16 protein-coding genes are annotated in these 16,234 nt (G+C 67.2%); 6 read left to right on the forward strand and 10 right to left on the reverse strand.

Features of this window, described 5'->3' with window-relative positions; genetic code table 11:
* Window positions 1-2: 2 nt before the first annotated feature.
* A complete protein-coding gene (locus PRN20_RS02060) occupies window positions 3-212 on the reverse strand; it encodes a hypothetical protein (protein WP_273955387.1) in 210 nt (69 codons plus the stop codon).
* Between the two features lie 449 nt (window positions 213-661).
* Window positions 662-1,297, reverse strand: coding sequence for a hypothetical protein (locus PRN20_RS02065; RefSeq protein WP_273955388.1), 636 nt, complete (start codon window positions 1,295-1,297; stop codon window positions 662-664).
* Window positions 1,298-1,490: 193 nt separating this feature from the next.
* Between PRN20_RS02065 and PRN20_RS02070 the strand changes: the two genes are divergently transcribed.
* Complete coding sequence (locus tag PRN20_RS02070) at window positions 1,491-2,489, forward strand: LacI family transcriptional regulator (RefSeq protein ID WP_443112538.1); 999 nt, start codon at window positions 1,491-1,493, stop codon at window positions 2,487-2,489.
* Window positions 2,490-2,652: 163 nt separating this feature from the next.
* Here PRN20_RS02070 and PRN20_RS02075 read toward each other — a convergent pair whose 3' ends face one another.
* The 7 genes from PRN20_RS02075 to PRN20_RS02105 form a co-directional block, all read right to left on the reverse strand.
* On the reverse strand, window positions 2,653-3,684 hold the full coding sequence (locus PRN20_RS02075) for an aldo/keto reductase (protein ID WP_273955390.1): 1,032 nt from the start codon (window positions 3,682-3,684) through the stop codon (window positions 2,653-2,655).
* A gap of 64 nt (window positions 3,685-3,748) precedes the next feature.
* The gene (locus tag PRN20_RS02080; RefSeq protein ID WP_273955391.1) at window positions 3,749-5,557 is read right to left on the reverse strand and encodes an ABC-F family ATP-binding cassette domain-containing protein; all 1,809 of its coding nucleotides are present in this window, start codon (window positions 5,555-5,557) and stop codon (window positions 3,749-3,751) included.
* Window positions 5,558-5,918: 361 nt separating this feature from the next.
* Complete coding sequence (rirA, locus tag PRN20_RS02085) at window positions 5,919-6,395, reverse strand: iron-responsive transcriptional regulator RirA (RefSeq protein WP_273955392.1); 477 nt, start codon at window positions 6,393-6,395, stop codon at window positions 5,919-5,921.
* A 101-nt stretch (window positions 6,396-6,496) separates the two neighbouring features.
* Window positions 6,497-7,606 (reverse strand): aldo/keto reductase, encoded by a 1,110-nt coding sequence (locus tag PRN20_RS02090; RefSeq protein ID WP_273955393.1) that lies wholly within the window; start codon window positions 7,604-7,606, stop codon window positions 6,497-6,499.
* 101 nt (window positions 7,607-7,707) lie between these two features.
* Window positions 7,708-8,805, reverse strand: coding sequence for an ATP-dependent DNA helicase (locus PRN20_RS02095; protein WP_273955394.1), 1,098 nt, complete (start codon window positions 8,803-8,805; stop codon window positions 7,708-7,710).
* Window positions 8,805-9,491 (reverse strand): fumarylacetoacetate hydrolase family protein, encoded by a 687-nt coding sequence (locus tag PRN20_RS02100; protein ID WP_273955395.1) that lies wholly within the window; start codon window positions 9,489-9,491, stop codon window positions 8,805-8,807. Before PRN20_RS02100 ends, PRN20_RS02095 begins: the two co-directional genes overlap by 1 nt.
* A gap of 68 nt (window positions 9,492-9,559) precedes the next feature.
* The gene (locus PRN20_RS02105) at window positions 9,560-10,453 is read right to left on the reverse strand and encodes a dihydrodipicolinate synthase family protein (RefSeq protein ID WP_273955396.1); all 894 of its coding nucleotides are present in this window, start codon (window positions 10,451-10,453) and stop codon (window positions 9,560-9,562) included.
* Window positions 10,454-10,602: 149 nt separating this feature from the next.
* On the opposite strand from PRN20_RS02105, the gene PRN20_RS02110 reads away from it, so the two are divergent.
* From PRN20_RS02110 to PRN20_RS02125, 4 genes are all read left to right on the forward strand, one after another.
* A complete protein-coding gene (locus tag PRN20_RS02110) occupies window positions 10,603-11,637 on the forward strand; it encodes a proline racemase family protein (RefSeq protein WP_273955397.1) in 1,035 nt (344 codons plus the stop codon).
* On the forward strand, window positions 11,637-12,893 hold the full coding sequence (locus PRN20_RS02115; RefSeq protein ID WP_273955398.1) for an NAD(P)/FAD-dependent oxidoreductase: 1,257 nt from the start codon (window positions 11,637-11,639) through the stop codon (window positions 12,891-12,893). The genes PRN20_RS02110 and PRN20_RS02115 overlap by 1 nt, the downstream gene beginning before the upstream one ends.
* A 114-nt stretch (window positions 12,894-13,007) precedes the next feature.
* Complete coding sequence (locus PRN20_RS02120) at window positions 13,008-13,196, forward strand: DUF4089 domain-containing protein (RefSeq protein WP_273955399.1); 189 nt, start codon at window positions 13,008-13,010, stop codon at window positions 13,194-13,196.
* Complete coding sequence (locus PRN20_RS02125) at window positions 13,193-14,605, forward strand: AtzE family amidohydrolase (protein WP_273955400.1); 1,413 nt, start codon at window positions 13,193-13,195, stop codon at window positions 14,603-14,605. Before PRN20_RS02120 ends, PRN20_RS02125 begins: the two co-directional genes overlap by 4 nt.
* Here PRN20_RS02125 and PRN20_RS02130 read toward each other — a convergent pair.
* On the reverse strand, window positions 14,602-15,333 hold the full coding sequence (locus tag PRN20_RS02130; RefSeq protein WP_273955401.1) for an SDR family oxidoreductase: 732 nt from the start codon (window positions 15,331-15,333) through the stop codon (window positions 14,602-14,604). The genes PRN20_RS02125 and PRN20_RS02130 overlap by 4 nt on opposite strands.
* 137 nt (window positions 15,334-15,470) lie before the next feature.
* Between PRN20_RS02130 and PRN20_RS02135 the strand changes: the two genes are divergently transcribed.
* Window positions 15,471-16,232, forward strand: a complete 762-nt coding sequence (locus tag PRN20_RS02135) for an IclR family transcriptional regulator (protein ID WP_273955402.1) — start codon at window positions 15,471-15,473, stop codon at window positions 16,230-16,232.
* Window positions 16,233-16,234: the final 2 nt, after the last annotated feature.

The raw sequence follows: 16,234 nt of genomic DNA on the forward strand, positions 1-16,234 counted from the left end.
GCTCAGGCCTCGGGCCGCAGGGAATCGCGCACCGCCGCCTCGGCCGCAGCGACCGACTTGAAGATCTTGCCGTCCACGCCGAAGGCGTCGAGCTTGACCGCGAGGAACCTGAAGCCGTCCTCGTGTGCAACGAGGACGCCCTTTGGCTCGCCGTCGATATCGACCGCTATGGGCTTGGCGCTATGGGGCTTTTCGAAATGGGCATGCTGCATGGAGTACCTCCATTCGGCACGTCGCTAGCAACGGCCGGGGTGTTACCTGAAGTGTGAGACGAATAGGTGACAGCGGTCACATTCGTTTGGGTCGGCAACACCCGCTGGAGCGATCTACCCATTTACCGATGATCCCGGTTTGGAGAGTGGTGCGAAGTGCGAAGTGCATTTTCGTCTCCTTTCCGGAAGGGGCCATCGGGCCGTGGGTGATTCGATGAGGACCGATTGTGGTTCGACCCCCGCAGCTTTTCTGTGACGAACCAGAGTCCGCCACGCGACTCTTCTATGGCACCGTCCGCCGCAGGTCTATCCGGCTTTGGTCGATTCCAACGCGAAGCGATGCTCGGGAAGATAGGGTGCGGCCGGCCGTTTCGCCAGATCGCGACGTTCCAAACCACTAGGACCGAAGTGAAATTTCCTGCCCCCGCGCGTCGCAGCGACGGAAAATGTCAGAGCGTGGCGATGAGCGCCTCGCCGCGCGGCGATAAACGATAACCGACATCGAGGCTGATCGTCAGTCCGAGCGCCTTGAGCTTTCGCACGTTGTCCTTGAACTGCATGCGCTCGATTCCCGCCGCCTCGGCGAGGCTCGTGGAGACGATTCCCGGGCGCTCCGCGATCAGCTTGAGGGCCTGTTTCGTCCACGCGGCGCCGGCTGACTTGTCCAGCTTGGCGAGCTTTTGCGACAGCCGTTCGATCTCGGCCGCATCGGGCAGCGATTCGCGCAGCGCGTCGTGCGGGTCGGTTCCCTCGGGGTGAAGCCGGATGCGGTAGCAGGTGCCTTCCTGGCCCTCGAACATGGCGATGACCCCGGCGCGGTCGCGATAGCCGGCCGCCCGCGCTTCGTCCTCGGTGACGCTCCCGGGCTCGATGGCCTCGATCGCGTCGATGCCGACGAGGCCAAGCTGCGTCCGCACGGTTCCGCCCACCTTCACCGTCGGCTTCTTCCAGCGCCGGAAGGCCAGCGTGCGCTCGCCGGCAAAGATCGCTTCGAGGTCTGTCTTGCGGAACAGCATGGGCCATGATGGCGCGCCGCCGATCGGCCCGCAACGGGTCCCGACGAAAGTATGCCGGCTGTCGGACACCTGCGGGGTTTCCCTCTTGAAATCGATTGCATAGTCTGTTGAGGTGAACTCGAGCGGACCCAGAAGCTGCACCTACGGCGTTGGAAGACCTCGCGAGAAGGCCCCAACTGCTTGAGGGAGGACACCCTTGGCCGAGACTGATACGCGCGACAAGAAGCGCGGCAAGCCGCGTCCTGTCGAGGGCGCGACACCCTTGAAGCCCGGCCGCAGGCCGACGCTCAGAACCATCGCCGAAATGACCGGCTTCGCGATCACGACGATCTCGCGCGCCCTCAACAATGCGCCGGAGCTGAGCGAGGAGACGCGCACCCGCGTCCAGAAGGTGGCGGCCGAAGTCGGCTACGTGCCCGACCGCACGGCGCTGCGCCTGAAGACCGGCCGCACCCATGTCATCAGCCTGATCCTCGATCCGCACGACGAGATCCTCGGCTTCGGCCAGTCCATGGTCTCGGGCCTGACCGAGGCCCTGCGCGGCACGTCCTACCACCTCGTCATCACGCCGATGTTCACCAACGGCGCGCCGATCGACCCGATCCGCTATCTCCTGCGCAACAAGGCGGCGGACGGCGTGATCTTCTCCCGCACCCAGCCCGACGACGACCGGGTGAAGCTGCTGATGGAGGAGGACTTCCCGTTCGTCTCGCACGGGCGCACGGCCTTTCCCTCGCCGCACCCCTATGTCGACTACGACAACTATGCCTTTGCGCATCACGCCGTGATGCGCCTCAAGGCCAAGGGCTGCCGCAAGGTGACGATCATCCTGCCGCCCATGCGCTTCAGCTTTGGCCATCACCTCAAGGACGGCTTCATGGCCGCGATCCGCGAGACCGGCCTCACCTTCGAGATCCTCGAGGGCGCCACGCTCGACAATACGGCCGATGATATCCGCCTCGCCGCCATGCGCCGCGCAGCCGAACCCGATTCGCCCGATGGCTTCATCTGCACGGGCGATGCCGCGGCGCTCTCGGTCATGGCCGGCCTGACCGATGCCGGCAGGAAGATCGGCGAGGACGTGCACGTCGTGGTCAAGCAGACCTCGGGCATCTTCAGCCAGGTCCGGCCGCGGGTGGACGCGATCTTCGAGGACACCGCCCTCGCCGGCCAGCAGATGGGCGAGCTGCTGCTGCGCCGCATCCAGGGCGAGCCGGCCGAAAACCTGCAGATCCTGCATGAGCCGGAGCTCTGGTACTGAGCCGGCCGGCGTGTTGGCGCGTGGGATAGTTGGGGCCGCGGGTCAAGCCCGCGGATGACGGCGGATATAGGGCGCGCACTGCCCCTTGCACCGCCTAGGCCAGAAGCACTCCGTCATCCCCGGGCTTGACCCGGGGACCCAGGCGTTGGTGTGGCGAGGCGCGTCAGCGTCCGCCTTCGACCTTCCGGTGCCGCTGGTCGACGCCGCCCTTGCCGTAGGGATAGTCCGCGACTTCCGGGGCACTCGCCTCGGTGAGGCGGGTGCGGATCTCGTCGGGCAGGACGAGGTCGGCGGCGCCGAGGTTGTCGGCGAGCTGCTCGCGCGTGCGGGCCCCGAGGATCACCGAAGTCACCGTCGGACGGTCGGCGACCCAGGCGAGGGCCACCTGCGCCATGGAGACGCCGAGTTCCTTGGCCGCCGCTTCGAGCGTTCCGATGATGCGCCAGGTCCGCTCCTGGGCGTTGCGCGGACCGTAGGACTCCTGGCCGCGATTGGGGTTCTCGCCCAGCCGGGTCGCACCGGTCGGCATCTGGTCGCGCCGGTACTTGCCGGTGAGCCAGCCGCCGCCGAGCGGCGACCAGGGCAGGAGCCCGATGCCGGCATCGGCGCAGGCGGGCACGATCTCGTGCTCGATGTCGCGGACGAGCAGGTTGTAGTGCGGCTGCAGCGTCACCGGCGGCGCGAGGTTGCCCATCCTGGCGAGGAACACCGCCTTGGTGATCTGCCAGCCGATGAAGTTGGAAAAGCCGTAATAGGCGATCTTGCCGTTGCGGATCGCGTCGTCGAGGAAGCGCAGCGTCTCCTCGAGCGGGGTCAGGGCATCGAAGGCGTGCATCTGGTAGAGGTCGATCTGCTCGACGCCCAGGCGCCTCAGCGAGTCATCGAGCGCGACGCCGAGGTGCCGGCGCGACAGGCCGAGGTCGTTCGGACCCTTGCCCATGGGAAAGCGCGCCTTGGTGGTGACCAGCACCTCGCGGGCAGCTTCCGGTCGCGCCTTGAGCCAGCGCCCCACGATCTCCTCGGACTTGCCCGCCGAATAGACGTCCGCCGTGTCGAGGAAGTTACCGCCGGCGGCGACATAGTCGTCCATGAGCGCAAAGGAGGTCGCCTCGTCGGCCTCGGCCCCGAAGGTCATGGTGCCGAGTGTCTGCGCCGAGATCACGGCGCCTGAATTGCCGAGCTTGCGATACTGCATGGTTCCCTCCGATTGAATCGCTTCAACCGGATTTAGCGCGTCAGGCAATTGTAGTCGAGAGCTCCTACCCCTCGATCTGCTCGCGCAGCGCCTCGAGCTCCAGCCATTCGTCTTCTGCCTTGCCGAGTTCGCCCTGCACCTTCTCCAGGATCTTGCCGGCATCGGTGAAGGCCTTGGGATCGCGGACATAGAGATTGGGGTCGGCCAGCACCTTGTTCAGGCGCGCGATCTCGGCCTCGAACTTCTCGATCTGCTTGGGCAGGGTCTCGAGCGCGTGCTTCTGCTTGAAGCTCAGCTTCTGCCGGGCCGCCGGTGGGGCGACAGGCGCGGCGGCCGACTTTTCCGCCTTGGCCTTGGCCGGCGCCTCGGGCGCGGTCACGCCGTAGCCGCGCTGCGTCACCATGTCGGAATAGCCGCCCGGATACTCGGTCCAGCGTCCGCCGCCATCGGCGACGATGACCGAAGTCGCGACCCGGTCGAGGAAATCGCGGTCGTGGCTGACCACGATCACCGTGCCCGGGTAGTCGCCCAGCATCTCCTGCAGCAGGTCGAGCGTCTCGAGGTCGAGATCGTTGGTGGGTTCGTCGAGGACGAGGACGTTCGAGGGCAGCGCGAGGACGCGCGCGAGGACGAGCCGGCCGCGCTCGCCGCCCGAGAGCTTGGCGACGGCCGTGCCGGCCTGCTCGGGGGCGAACAGGAAGTCCTTGAGATAGCCCATGAAGTGCTTGGGCTGCCCGTTGATCACCAGCGTATCCGAACCGCCGCCGGTCACCGCTTCCTTGAGCGTCATGTCTGCCGACAGCGAGGCGCGGCGCTGGTCGAGCGATGCGAGCTCGAGATTGGAACCGAGCTTCACCGTGCCGCTGTCGGGCGCAAGCTCGCCCGTGAGCAGCTTGATCAGCGTGGTCTTGCCGGCGCCGTTGGGGCCGATGATGCCGACCCGGTCGCCGCGGATGATGCGGGTCGAGAAATCCTCGACGATGACGCGCTCGCCGAAGGCCTTGGAGATCTCCTTGGCATCGACCACGAGCTTGCCGGACGTCTCGCCTTCGGCCACCGAGATCCGCACCTCGCCGACCGATCGCTTCAGGTCGCGCCGCTCCTGGCGCAGGTTGAACAGGCCCTCGAGCCGGCGCACGTTGCGCTTGCGCCGCGCCGTCACGCCATAGGTGAGCCAGTGCTCCTCGCGCACGATCTGGCGGTCGAGCTTGTGGCGGGCAGTTTCCTCCTCCTCGAGCACCTGGTCGCGCCATTCCTCGAAGCCGCCGAACCCCTTGTCGAGCCGGCGCGTCGTGCCGCGATCGAGCCAGACGGTCGAGCGCGTGAGGTCGGAAAGGAAGCGCCGGTCGTGGCTGATGATCACGAGCGCCGAGCGGATGCTCATCAGCTCGTTCTCCAGCCACTCGATCGCCGGCAGGTCGAGATGGTTGGTCGGCTCGTCGAGGAGGATGATGTCGGGCTCGGGCGCCAGCACCCGCGCCAGCGCGGCGCGGCGGGCCTCGCCGCCCGAGAGGCGCCTGGGGTCTTCTTCGCCGGTGAGCCCCAGGTGGTTGAGGAGGTAGGTCGCGCGATAGTGGTCGTCGCCGGCCTGCATGCCGGCTTCCACATAGGCCAGCACGTTGGGAAAGCCCGAGAGGTCGGGCTCCTGCTGCAGGTAGCGGATCGTGGCGCCGGGCTGGATGAAGCGCCGTCCGCCATCCGGGTCGATCTCGCCTGCCGCGATCTTCAGCAGCGTCGACTTGCCCGAGCCGTTGCGACCCACCAGGGCCACTTTCTCGCCCGGCAGCAGCGACATCTCCGCGGCCTCGAGCAACTGGGTCGAGCCGATGCGGAGGCTGATCTCCTGCAAGGAAAGAATGGGCGCGGCGGCCATGGGCGACAGTCCGGTGTCCTAGGGGGTCGGGCGGCATAGAGCATGCCGGGGCGGCGAGATCAACGCGGGGCCAGTAGCGCGCTGCTCTGCCACAAAGATGAATGAACCGTGGCTAAACGGCCGGATCACAAACGGTTCAAAGAACGAGGCGCAAAACCGCGCTGTTTCGTGAACGACACGTTCACCCGGCGCGCGTTCGAGGGCCCGCTGGCCTGGCCCTTACACGCTCGCCGATCGCGTATCCCGGAGAGAGACTCCGCCGCACAGGTTGAAAGCGCCCCTCCGGGTCGGGGCGTGTGCGGCGAAGAGAGGCGGATGCCGGACTTTTGGAGTCAGTCCGGTATCCGCCTTTTTCGTCGGCTCAGTGCGCGGCCTGCGCCACCAGCACCGGCTCCATGTCCTCGTAGTTGAGGCCCAGGCGCTGGCGCAGCGACCGGCGCTTGGACGCGAGGTCGGCGATGGTGTGGCTCTCGAGCACGCTGAAGAACGCACCCAGCGCTTCGCGCAGCGCCGCATTCACGTCGCAGCTGTCGGCGAGGGGGCACGTGATGTCCGTGTCCTCGAAGCACTCGGCCATCGAGAAGCTCTCCTCGGTCAGCCGGACGGTGTCGAGCAGCGTGATTTCCTCGGCCGGGCGGCCGAGCTTGATGCCGCCGCGACGGCCGCGCACGGTCTCGATGAGGCCGTGCTCGACCAGCGGCTTGATCAGCTTGAACAGGAAGAGCTCGGAAATGCCGTGCGCCTTGGCGATGTCGGCGACCCGGCTCAGTCCGGGGTCGTTCACCGCGCAGTAGATCAGGGCGCGAATGGCGTAGTTGGATTGACGTGTCAGTCGCATCAGGGGCTCCGGTCAAGGGCGGGATGCTGCCCCGCCCTTCCTTTGCCAGGGATGCGGCCGATCGCTGGGAGATCGGCCGGAATCGCCTGGGTCATCTGCCCCTAGATTATAACAGTTCTAAACTTCGTCAAGTTAAGTTGACGAACGGGTTCAAGATAAATCGCTACTTCTGGCCCGCATAGGCACCGTGGAGCCAGGTCGGCCGCGCCCATGCGGTCCTGGGCGGTGAAGCTCTGGTGCCAGTAGGGATAGATCAGGTTGGGCTGGCTGACCTCGGTGAGGCGCGCGACGTCGTCGTCGGTGAGCTTCAGCTCGGCGGCCTTCAGGTTGTCCTCGAACTGGGCTAAGTTGCGCCCGCCCACGATCACCGAGGCGACGAGCGGCCGCTGCAGCAGCCAGGCCAGCGCCACCTGTGCGCCCGACACGCCGTGCGCGCCCGCCACCTCGTTGAGAACGTCGACGATCTTCCACAGGTGCTCCGCATCATAGATCGGCGGCTCCTTGAAGCCGCGGACCTGGCGCCCGTCGGTCGGCTTGGTGTCGCGCGTGTACTTGCCCGACAGCCAGCCGCCCGCGAGCGGCGACCACACGAGAACGCCGACACCCTGGTCAAGCCCGGCCGGCACGAGCTCGAACTCGGCCTCGCGCGAGTGGAGCGTGTAGTGAATCTGCTGGGAGACGAAGCGCTGGTAGTTGTGGGCGTCCGAGACGCCGAGCGCCTTCATCAGGTGCCAGGCCGAGTAGTTGGAGCAGCCGATGTAGCGGACCTTGCCGGAGCGGACGAGGGTATCGAGCGCGTCGAGCGTCTCCTCGAGCGGCGTCTGCCCGTCCCACTCATGCACCTGGTAGAGGTCGATGACATCAGTCTTCAGCCGCTTCAGCGAGTTCTCGCATTCGCGAATGATGTGCCAGCGGCTGAGGCCGCGATCATTGGGGCCGGTGCCGGTGGCGAAGCGCACCTTGGTGGCGATCAGCAGCTGGTCGCGGCGGCCGTCGCTGAGCGCCTCGCCGATGATCGTCTCCGAGATGGTCTTGGAATAGACGTTGGCCGTGTCGATCAGGTTGACGCCGTGGTCGATGCACAAGTCGATCTGGCGCTGCGCATCCTTGAGGTCGGTATCGCCCCACAGGCCATCGCCGCCGAATGTGGCCGTGCCGATCGAAAGCGCCGAAACCTTGAGGCCGGATCGGCCAAGCAAGCGATAGTCCATGATTTCCTCCAGCTGGATGCGTCTCGGGCGCGGACCCTAGACCAGCGCGCGTCCCAAGGGGAGGTCATATCGTCGAATGGCGATGAATCGGGGCACCGGCCTCAGGTGACGACGGTGATGCGGTCCGAAGCGCGGGTGACGGCGGTGTAGAGCCAGCGCGCCCGGTCCTCGCGGAAGACGAAGCTCTCGTCGAACAGATAGACATTGTCCCACTGCGAGCCCTGCGCCTTGTGCACGGTGAGGCAGTAGCCGAAGGTGAACTCGTCGTACTGGCGGCGCTCGGGCCAGCTCAGCGCATCCTCTTCGCCCGAAAAGAACGCGGCATGGGTCACCACCTTGGCCTGGCTGGCCTTGGCGCCGGTCACCTCGTCGGGGTCCAGCGTCATCGAGTAGCGCGCGTTGGAGCGCTTCTTGACCTCGGCGGCCGTCCAGATCTGCCCGTTGAGCAGCTTCTTGATCGGATTGTTCCTGAGGCAGACCAGCCGGTCGCCGGCAACGGGTTCGTGCGCCGGCAGGTTCTTGAGCTCTCGGATGCGGTCATTGTAGGCGACGCGCGTCTTGTTGCGGCCGGCGAGCACCTGGTCGGCAGCCATAACCGCCTCGCGGTCGACGTCGCCGCGCGGGATGACGAGGCTCTCGCCATAGCGGCCGTGCTCGAGGTAGCCGCCCTCGCGGATCTCCATGGACATCCGGATGATCGGATTGTCCGCCGCCTGGCGGTGGATCTCGGTCAGCATGTAGTCGGGCTCGTCGGCCGTGAAGAAGCCGGCACCCTGCACCGGCGGCAGCTGGAACGGATCGCCCAGCACCAGCACCTTGGTGCCAAAGCTGAGGAGGTCCCGCCCGAGGTTCTCGTCGACCATCGACACTTCGTCGATGACGATGAGGTCGGCGGTGATTGCCTCGCTCTCTGGATCGAGGGCGAACTTGGGCTCGCCCTCCTTGTCGGACACCAGCGTGTAGATGAGGCTGTGGATGGTCGAGGCGCCGCGCGCGCCGTACTTGCGCATCACCATGGCCGCCTTGCCGGTGAAGGCGGCGTACTTCACCGACTTGACGCCCTGGGCGAGGTGGCGGGCGAGCGTCGACTTGCCCGTGCCGGCCCAGCCGAACAGGCGGAACACCTGCTTGCCCGACTTGTCCTTGATCCAGCTCGAGACCGCCTGCAGCGCCTCATCCTGTTGTGGCGACCACTCCATCAGACGATGCGGCACTCCACGGTGCCGATGCCCGCGATCGAGCCCTCGAGCCGATCGCCCTTGACCACGGCGCCGACGCCCGCGGGGGTGCCGGTCATGATCAGGTCGCCCGGGAAGAGCTCGAAGTACTTCGACAGTTCGGCGATCACGTGCGGCAGGTCCCAGGTCATGTCCGAGATGTCGGCCGACTGCCGCGTCTCGCCGTTGACCCTGAGCTCGATCGCGCCCTTGAGCGGGGTTGTGATGCCCTCGGCCCGCACGATGGTGCCGATCGGGGCGGAATGGTCGAAGCCCTTGGACACTTCCCAGGGTTTGCCACCCTTCTTGGCCCAGGCCTGGAGGTCGCGGCGCGTCAGGTCGATGCCGACGGCGTAGCCCCAGACATGCGACATGGCGTCGGCGACGGCAATGTCCTTGCCGCCCGCGCCGATGGCCGCAACGAGTTCGATCTCGTGGTGGAAGTTCTCAGTCCGGGGCGGGTAGGGGACGTCCGCGCCATCGGTGACGACCGCGTCAGCCGGCTTGGCGAAGAAGAACGGCGGCTCCGCATTGGGGTCATGCCCCATCTCCCGCGCGTGTTCGGCATAGTTGCGGCCCACGCAGTAGATGCGGCGGACCGGAAAGAGCCCCCCGCCGGCAACGGGGACGGCGGCCTGCGGCGGCTGAGCAATGACGTAGTCGACCATTTGAAATCCCAGGCTGGAACGGGCGCAACTTACGCGAAAACCGCGCAAGTACAAAACAGGAACTGGCGCTAGAGCTGCGGCAGCTCCGGGCGGGTCGCGATGGCGTCGCGGATGATCTTCTCGGCGCGCGCGCGGACATCGCCCGCCAGGGGCATGCGCGGCATGCGGACCCGTTCGTTCGTGCCGATCGCGAGCGCCTCGGCAAGCTTCACGTTCTGGACGAGATAGCTCGACACGTCGAGATCGAGCAGCGGCCGGAACCAGCGGTAGATCCTGAGCGCCTCGTCGCGGCGACCGGCCCGGAACAGCTTCCAGACAGCCACGGTTTCGCGCGGAAACGCGGTGACGAGCCCCGCGACCCAGCCCACGGCGCCAACCGCGAAGGCCTCGAAGGCGAGGTTATCGACGCCGGTGAAGACGTCGTAGCGATCGCCCAACAGGTTGAAGATCTCGGTGGTGCGCCGGATATCGTCGGAGCTTTCCTTGATGGCGACGAAGCGCCGGTCCTCGGCCAGCTCGACCATCATCTCGGGCGTCACGTCGACGCGATAGGCGATGCGGTTGGAATAGATCATCACCGGCAGGTCGCCGGCCGCCGCGATGGCCTTGAGATTGGCGATCGTCTCGTCGCGGTTGGTGAAATAGATCGGGCTCGGGACGATCATCAGCCCTGAGGCGCCCTCCCTCGCGGCGCGTTCGGCGAGCCGGCAGGCTTCGCGGGTGCCGGGCTCGCAGATGGTGAGGAGCGTCGGACGGCCCGCGGCGGCCTGCTGCACGGCCTTCAGCACGTCGATCCGCTCGTCATGGTTGAGCATCGGACCCTCGCCGAGCGAGCCGCAGGCGATGAGCCCGTCCACGCCGGCATCGACGACGATCTTGAAGCAGCGCTCCATCTCTTCGAAATCGAGGCGGTCATCCTCGGTGAACTTGGTGGTCAATGCCGGGTAGACGCCCTGCCACATGCTCTGCTCGCTCCGTGATCCGTGGCTGGTTATGCCACGATGCCGGTCGCACGAAAGCGGGAATCTCGGTTTGCGCGCAGGGAACCGGATTTCCCGCTTCCGTGTCGACGATCCGGTGCGCTACGACGGTCGCCAGCAAGGAGCAGGCAATGCGCTGGCAGCGAACGGTGACCATGGTCGAGGCCCATGCCGAGGGCGAGGTGGGCCGCGTCGTCACCGGCGGGGTGATCGACGTGCCGGGCGCGACCATTGCCGACAAGCTGAACCATCTCAACGAGGTCGACGACAGCCTGCGCCGCTTCCTCGTGTTCGAGCCGCGCGGCGCCGCGGCCATGAGCACCAACCTCATCTTCCCGCCCACGCGGCCCGACGCCGATATCGGCTTCCTCGTCCTCCAGGGCGACAAGGCACATGCGATGAGCGGATCGAACTCGATCTGCCTCACCACGGTGCTGCTCGAGACCGGCATGCTGAAGATGACCGAGCCCGAGACCGTGGTGCGGATCGACACCGCCTCCGGCCTCGTCACGGCCCGCGCCCAGTGCCATGACGGCAAGTGCGAGCGCGTCACCCTGACGATGAACCCCTCCTTCGCCCACGAGCTCGACGTCGACATCGATGTCGAGGGGCTGGGCAAGGTCAGGGTCGATATCGGCTATGGCGGCATCTTCTACGGCCTCATCGACGCTGCCCAGCTCGGCCTCGAGATTCGGCCGGACATGGCCAAGCGCCTCGTCGAGGCGGGGACGGCCATCCACCGCGCCATCAACCGGAAGCTCGATATCCGGCATCCGGAGATCGAGGCTATCCGCGGCATCGCCTACACCATGTTCACCGGCCGCAACGAAAGGGGCGAGCTCAAGGGCGCCACCATCCTGCCGCCCGGGCGCATCGACCGCTCGCCCTGTGGCACCGGCAATTCCGCACGCCTCGCGGTAGCCGCCGCGCGCGGCGAGGCCAGGCTCGGCGATCGCTTCACGGCCCGCTCGATCATCGATTCGACCTTCGAGGTCACCTACGCCGCCGACACCACCGTTGCCGGCCGGCCAGCGATCGTCCCCACCATCTCGGGCCGGGGCTGGATCCACGGCATCCACCAGGTCGGCTGGGATCCGTCCGATCCCTACCCCAATGGCTATTCCGTCGCCGACACCTGGGGCGACGCGTTCGACCTGCTCAACTGATGCGCCCGCTCCCGCCCAACGCGACCATTGCAGTCATCGGTGCCGGCATCGTCGGCACCAGCGTCGCCTTCGCGCTGATGGAGCGCGGCTATCGGGTGACGCTGTTCGACCGGGCCGAGCCTGGGCGCACCGGCCCGAGCTTCGGCAATGCCGGGCACGTGGTCGGCTCCGGCATCTTCCCGCTCGCGGAGCCGGGGATCGGGTTGACCGGGCTGCGAATGCTGATGGACCCCGAGGGTCCCCTCAAGATCCCGGCGTCCTATCTCGGCAAGGTGACGCCGTGGCTCTGGCGCTTCTGGCGTTCGAGCTATGGCGAGGCCTATGAGCGTGGCATCCGGGCGCTGATCGGCATGAACCGCGGGGCGGTCGACGACGCCGAGGCGCTGTGGACCCGCGCCGGCATCGGGCACATGCTCCGTCGCGCGCCTGCCCTCTATCTCTACGAGAGCGAAGCGAGCTGGATGTCGGTGCGCAGCCACTGGAAGCGCCGCATCGACGAGGGCTTTGCCTCCCATTTCGTCGGCGAGGCTGCCATTCGTGACCTCGAGCCCAACCTTGCGCCGGTCTTCGCTCGCGGGGTGATCTCGGACGATTGGGGCATCGTCACCGATCCCTTCGAGGTCGTGACCGGCCTGTTCCGGGCCGGCCAGCAGCGCGGCATTGCCTTCCGCGAGGCGGCCGTGACCGCCCTGGTGCCGGAAGGCGAAGGCGTTGCCGTCATCATCGATGGCGAGCACCAGAGCTTCGACGCGGCGCTGGTTGCGGCGGGCGTCTGGTCCCGGCCGCTGGCAGCGGCGCTCGACGAGAAGCTGCCGGTCGAGGCGGAGTGCGGCTACAACATCACCTTTCCCGGTCGCTCCGGGTTGATCAACCGTCCGCTGGTCTTCGGCGACCGCGGTGTCGTCGCGACGCCGCTGAGCCCCGGACTGCGCGTCGGCGGCTGGACCGAACTCGGTGGCACCGAGCTGCCGCCCAATCCCGCCCGCTGGCGCAAGATGGCCGAGATCAGCTCGGCGGTGCTGCCGGAACTCACGGGCGCCGACGGCGCGCAATGGATGGGGCATCGGCCGTCGATGCCGGACTCGGTTCCCGTGATCTCGCGCTCGGGCCGGCATCCGGCCGTATTCTACGCTGTCGGCCACGGCCACTATGGGCTCAGCCAGTCGGCCAAAACCGCGAAGATGATCGCCGAGCTCGTGGCGGAGGCTACGGACGAGCGCTACTCGGCTTACTCTATTGGCCGCTTCGCGGACTAGGCGACGGCCGCGCGGCTTGCCGCACGGGCCTGATCGTGCTGGGATAATCGGCAATCGGGCATGAGCGGTCGGGGCGACCGCACATTGCACCAGAGACTGGGAGCGTCACCCGCCATGGCCTACAAACCCTTCGATGCCGATGCGCTGATCGACGCGACGGCGCCTCTCCTGCAGCTGCAGGTCGCGCCCGAGCACCGCGCCGGGATCAAGGCGAACCTCAAGACGGCGGGCAAGATGGCGGCGCTGGTCGAGCAGATGAAGCTCGAGGACGACGCCGAGCCCGCGCCGGTCTACCGCGCATGAAGGCAAGCGCGACCGCAGCCGAGATCGCCGGCGACGTAAAGGCTGGCCGGATCAAGGCCCGCGCCGTCATCGAGGCGGCCCTCAAGCGCATCGACAGGCACAATCCCATGCTGGGCGCCTTCACCGAGGTGACGGCCGAGCGCGCCCTCGAAACGGCCGACAGGGTCGATGCGAAGCTCGCCGAAGGCGGCGATCCCGGGCCGCTGGCGGGTGTCCCCTTCGCGGTCAAGAACCTCTACGACATTCGTGGCCTCGTCACCCGCGCCGGCTCGAAGATCAACCGCGACAACGCCCCGGCGACGTCCGACGCCACCCTCGTCACCCGCCTCGAAGCGGCAGGGGCGGTGCTCGTCGGAGCGCTCAACATGGGCGAGTACGCCTATGACTTCACTGGCGAGAACGCCCATGACGGCCCCTCGCGCAACCCCCATGCCCTCGACCGGATGACCGGTGGCTCGTCGGGCGGTTCGGCGAGCGCCGTCGCCGGCGGGCTCGTTCCGCTGAGCCTTGGTTCGGATACCAATGGCTCGATCCGCGTGCCCGCCTCGCTGTGCGGTCTCTTCGGCCTCAAGCCCACCTATGGGCGCCTGAGCCGGGCCCATACCTTCCCCTTCGTCTCGAGCCTCGATCACCTCGGACCGTTCGCGCGCTCGGTCGAGGACCTCGCCCTCGTCTATGATGCGATGCAGGGCTTCGACGAGGCCGATCCGGCCCAGAGCAAGCGGGTCAACGAGCCAACGGCCGCGCGCCTCAAGCACCCGGTTCCCGGGCGCCGCATAGCCGTCGCGGGCGACTATTTCACCGGCTCGACCGAGGCCCAGGCCCATGTGCAGAAGGTCGCCAAGGCCCTCGACGCCACCAAGGTCGTGACCATTCCCGATGCCCAGGCGGCGCGGGCGGCGGCCTTCCTCATCACCATGGCCGAAGGGGCGGCGCTGCATCTCGACCGGTTGCGCTCGCGCCCTGATGATTTCGATCCCGAGGTTCGCGACCGGCTGCTCGCCGGCGCCATGCTGCCCGCCGTCTGGATCGAGCGGGCGCAGAAGTTCCGCCGCGCCTACCGCGACAAGGTACTGAAGCTGTTCACGGAAGTGGATGTCATCCTCGCGCCTTCAGCGCCGATGACGGCGCCGCTGATCGGCCAGAAGACGGCGAGCTTTGGTGGCGTCGAGATGCCGCTGCGCCCGCACATGGGCATCTTCACCCAGCCGATCTCGTTCATCGGCCTGCCGGTCGTCTCGGTGCCGGTGTGGCTCGAGGACGGGGCGCTGCCGCTCGGCGTCCAGGTGATCGCCGCGCCCTGGCGTGAGGACATCTGCCTCAGGGTCGCGCATCAGCTCGAGGCGAGCGGCACCTGTGTGGCGCCGGTCGCACGGGGCTTTGCCGAAGCAGAGGTGGGGTCGGCTTAGGCCGTCCAGCCACCGTCGATGATGTGGGTCTGGCCGGTGGTGTAGGTGGCCCCAGCGAGATAGACGGCGAGGTCGGCGACCTCTTCCGGCTGGCCGATACGGCCGATCGGCTGGCGGGCGATGAAGGCCTTCCTCGCTGCATCGAAATCGCCGGTGGCGCGCCAGCGGTCGTGCAGCGATGGCGATTCCACCGTGCCCGGGCAGATGGCGTTCACGCGGATGCCCTTGTCGGTATAGTCGGCGGCCATCGACTTCGTGAGCCCGATCACGGCGGCCTTCGAGATGGTGTAGGCGGCGCGGTTCGGCACGGCGGTGACCGACGAGGCAACCGTCGCCATGTTGATGATGCAGCCGTCGCGACGCTCCAGCATCTGCGGCAGCACGGCCTTGATGGCCCGGATCTGCGCCCAGACGTTGAGGTCGAAGGCGAACTCGAGGTCCTTGTCGGGCATCTCGAGGATGGTGCCCGACTGCACCACGCCGGCGCAGTTGAACAGCACGTCGATACGGCCGATTTCCTTGACCGCCTGGTTGACTGCATCCGTGTCGAGAACGTTCAGAATGCGGGTCGTGACGCCCGGGGTGCCGTCCAGTTCCTTGAGCTTGGCCTCGTTGACGTCGGTGGCGATGACCTTGGCGCCGGCCTTCACGAAGGCGTGGACGGAGGCGAGGCCGATGCCCTGCGCCGCTGCGGTGATGAGGACGATCTTTCCGCTGAGGTCGGCCATGGAATTCTCCCTAGAAGTCGCGCGTGGGTTCTGAACCCGGCGCCCCGGCTGATGCCGCTTGTTGTGCATATGTGAAGAGACTATTCGTGAGTAAGCACGCAGTCCGCGAGGCGTCAATTGCGCCGAAGGGAGGGGGCTTGTCCGAGGCCGACGAACTGGAGAAGTACCGCGCCCCGGCCCTCGACAAGGGCCTGGATATCCTCGAGCTGCTGGCCGGCACCGAAGAGGGACTGAGCCAGGCCGAGATCGCCAAGTCGCTCGAACGTTCTCCCAACGAGATCTACCGCATGCTCGACCGGCTGGTCCGTCGCGGCTACGTGCGACGCACTGCGGCCGACCGCTATGAGGTCACGCTCAAGCTGTTCGAACTCGCCTATGCCCGTCCGCCGCTCCAGCGCCTCCTGAGCCAGGCCCTGCCGGTCATGCGGCGCTTCGCCCGCGATGCCCAGCAGGCCTGCCACCTCGCAACCTATGATCGCGGCGCCCTCGTCGTCGCTGCGCAGGTTGATGGACCCGGATACTGGAACGTCTCGATCCGCGTCGGCTCGCGCATCGGCCTCGTCGATACCGGCTCCGGCCACGTGACGCTCGCCTTCGCGTCACCCGAGGAACGCCGGCTGATGCTCGAGGAACAGGATCCGCCCGAAACGCTGACCGCGGCCCTCGATGCGCGGCTGAGCCGTGTGCGCGAGCAGGGCTACGAGAACATGCAGAGCCTGCAGATCGCCGGCGTCAACAACCTGTCGGCCCCGATCCTGGGGCCGATGGGCCGGATCCTCGCCGTGTTCACCTGCCCCTATTCGGAGCGCCTCGACGTGCGCTCGGCACCCGACTGCGACGCCGCGCTGCGCATGGTGATCGCCTGCGGCCAGGAGATCTCGCAGTCACGTAGCGTCTGAGG

Source organism: Devosia sp. ZB163 (assembly GCF_028613635.1).
Taxonomy (GTDB): domain Bacteria; phylum Pseudomonadota; class Alphaproteobacteria; order Rhizobiales; family Devosiaceae; genus Devosia_A.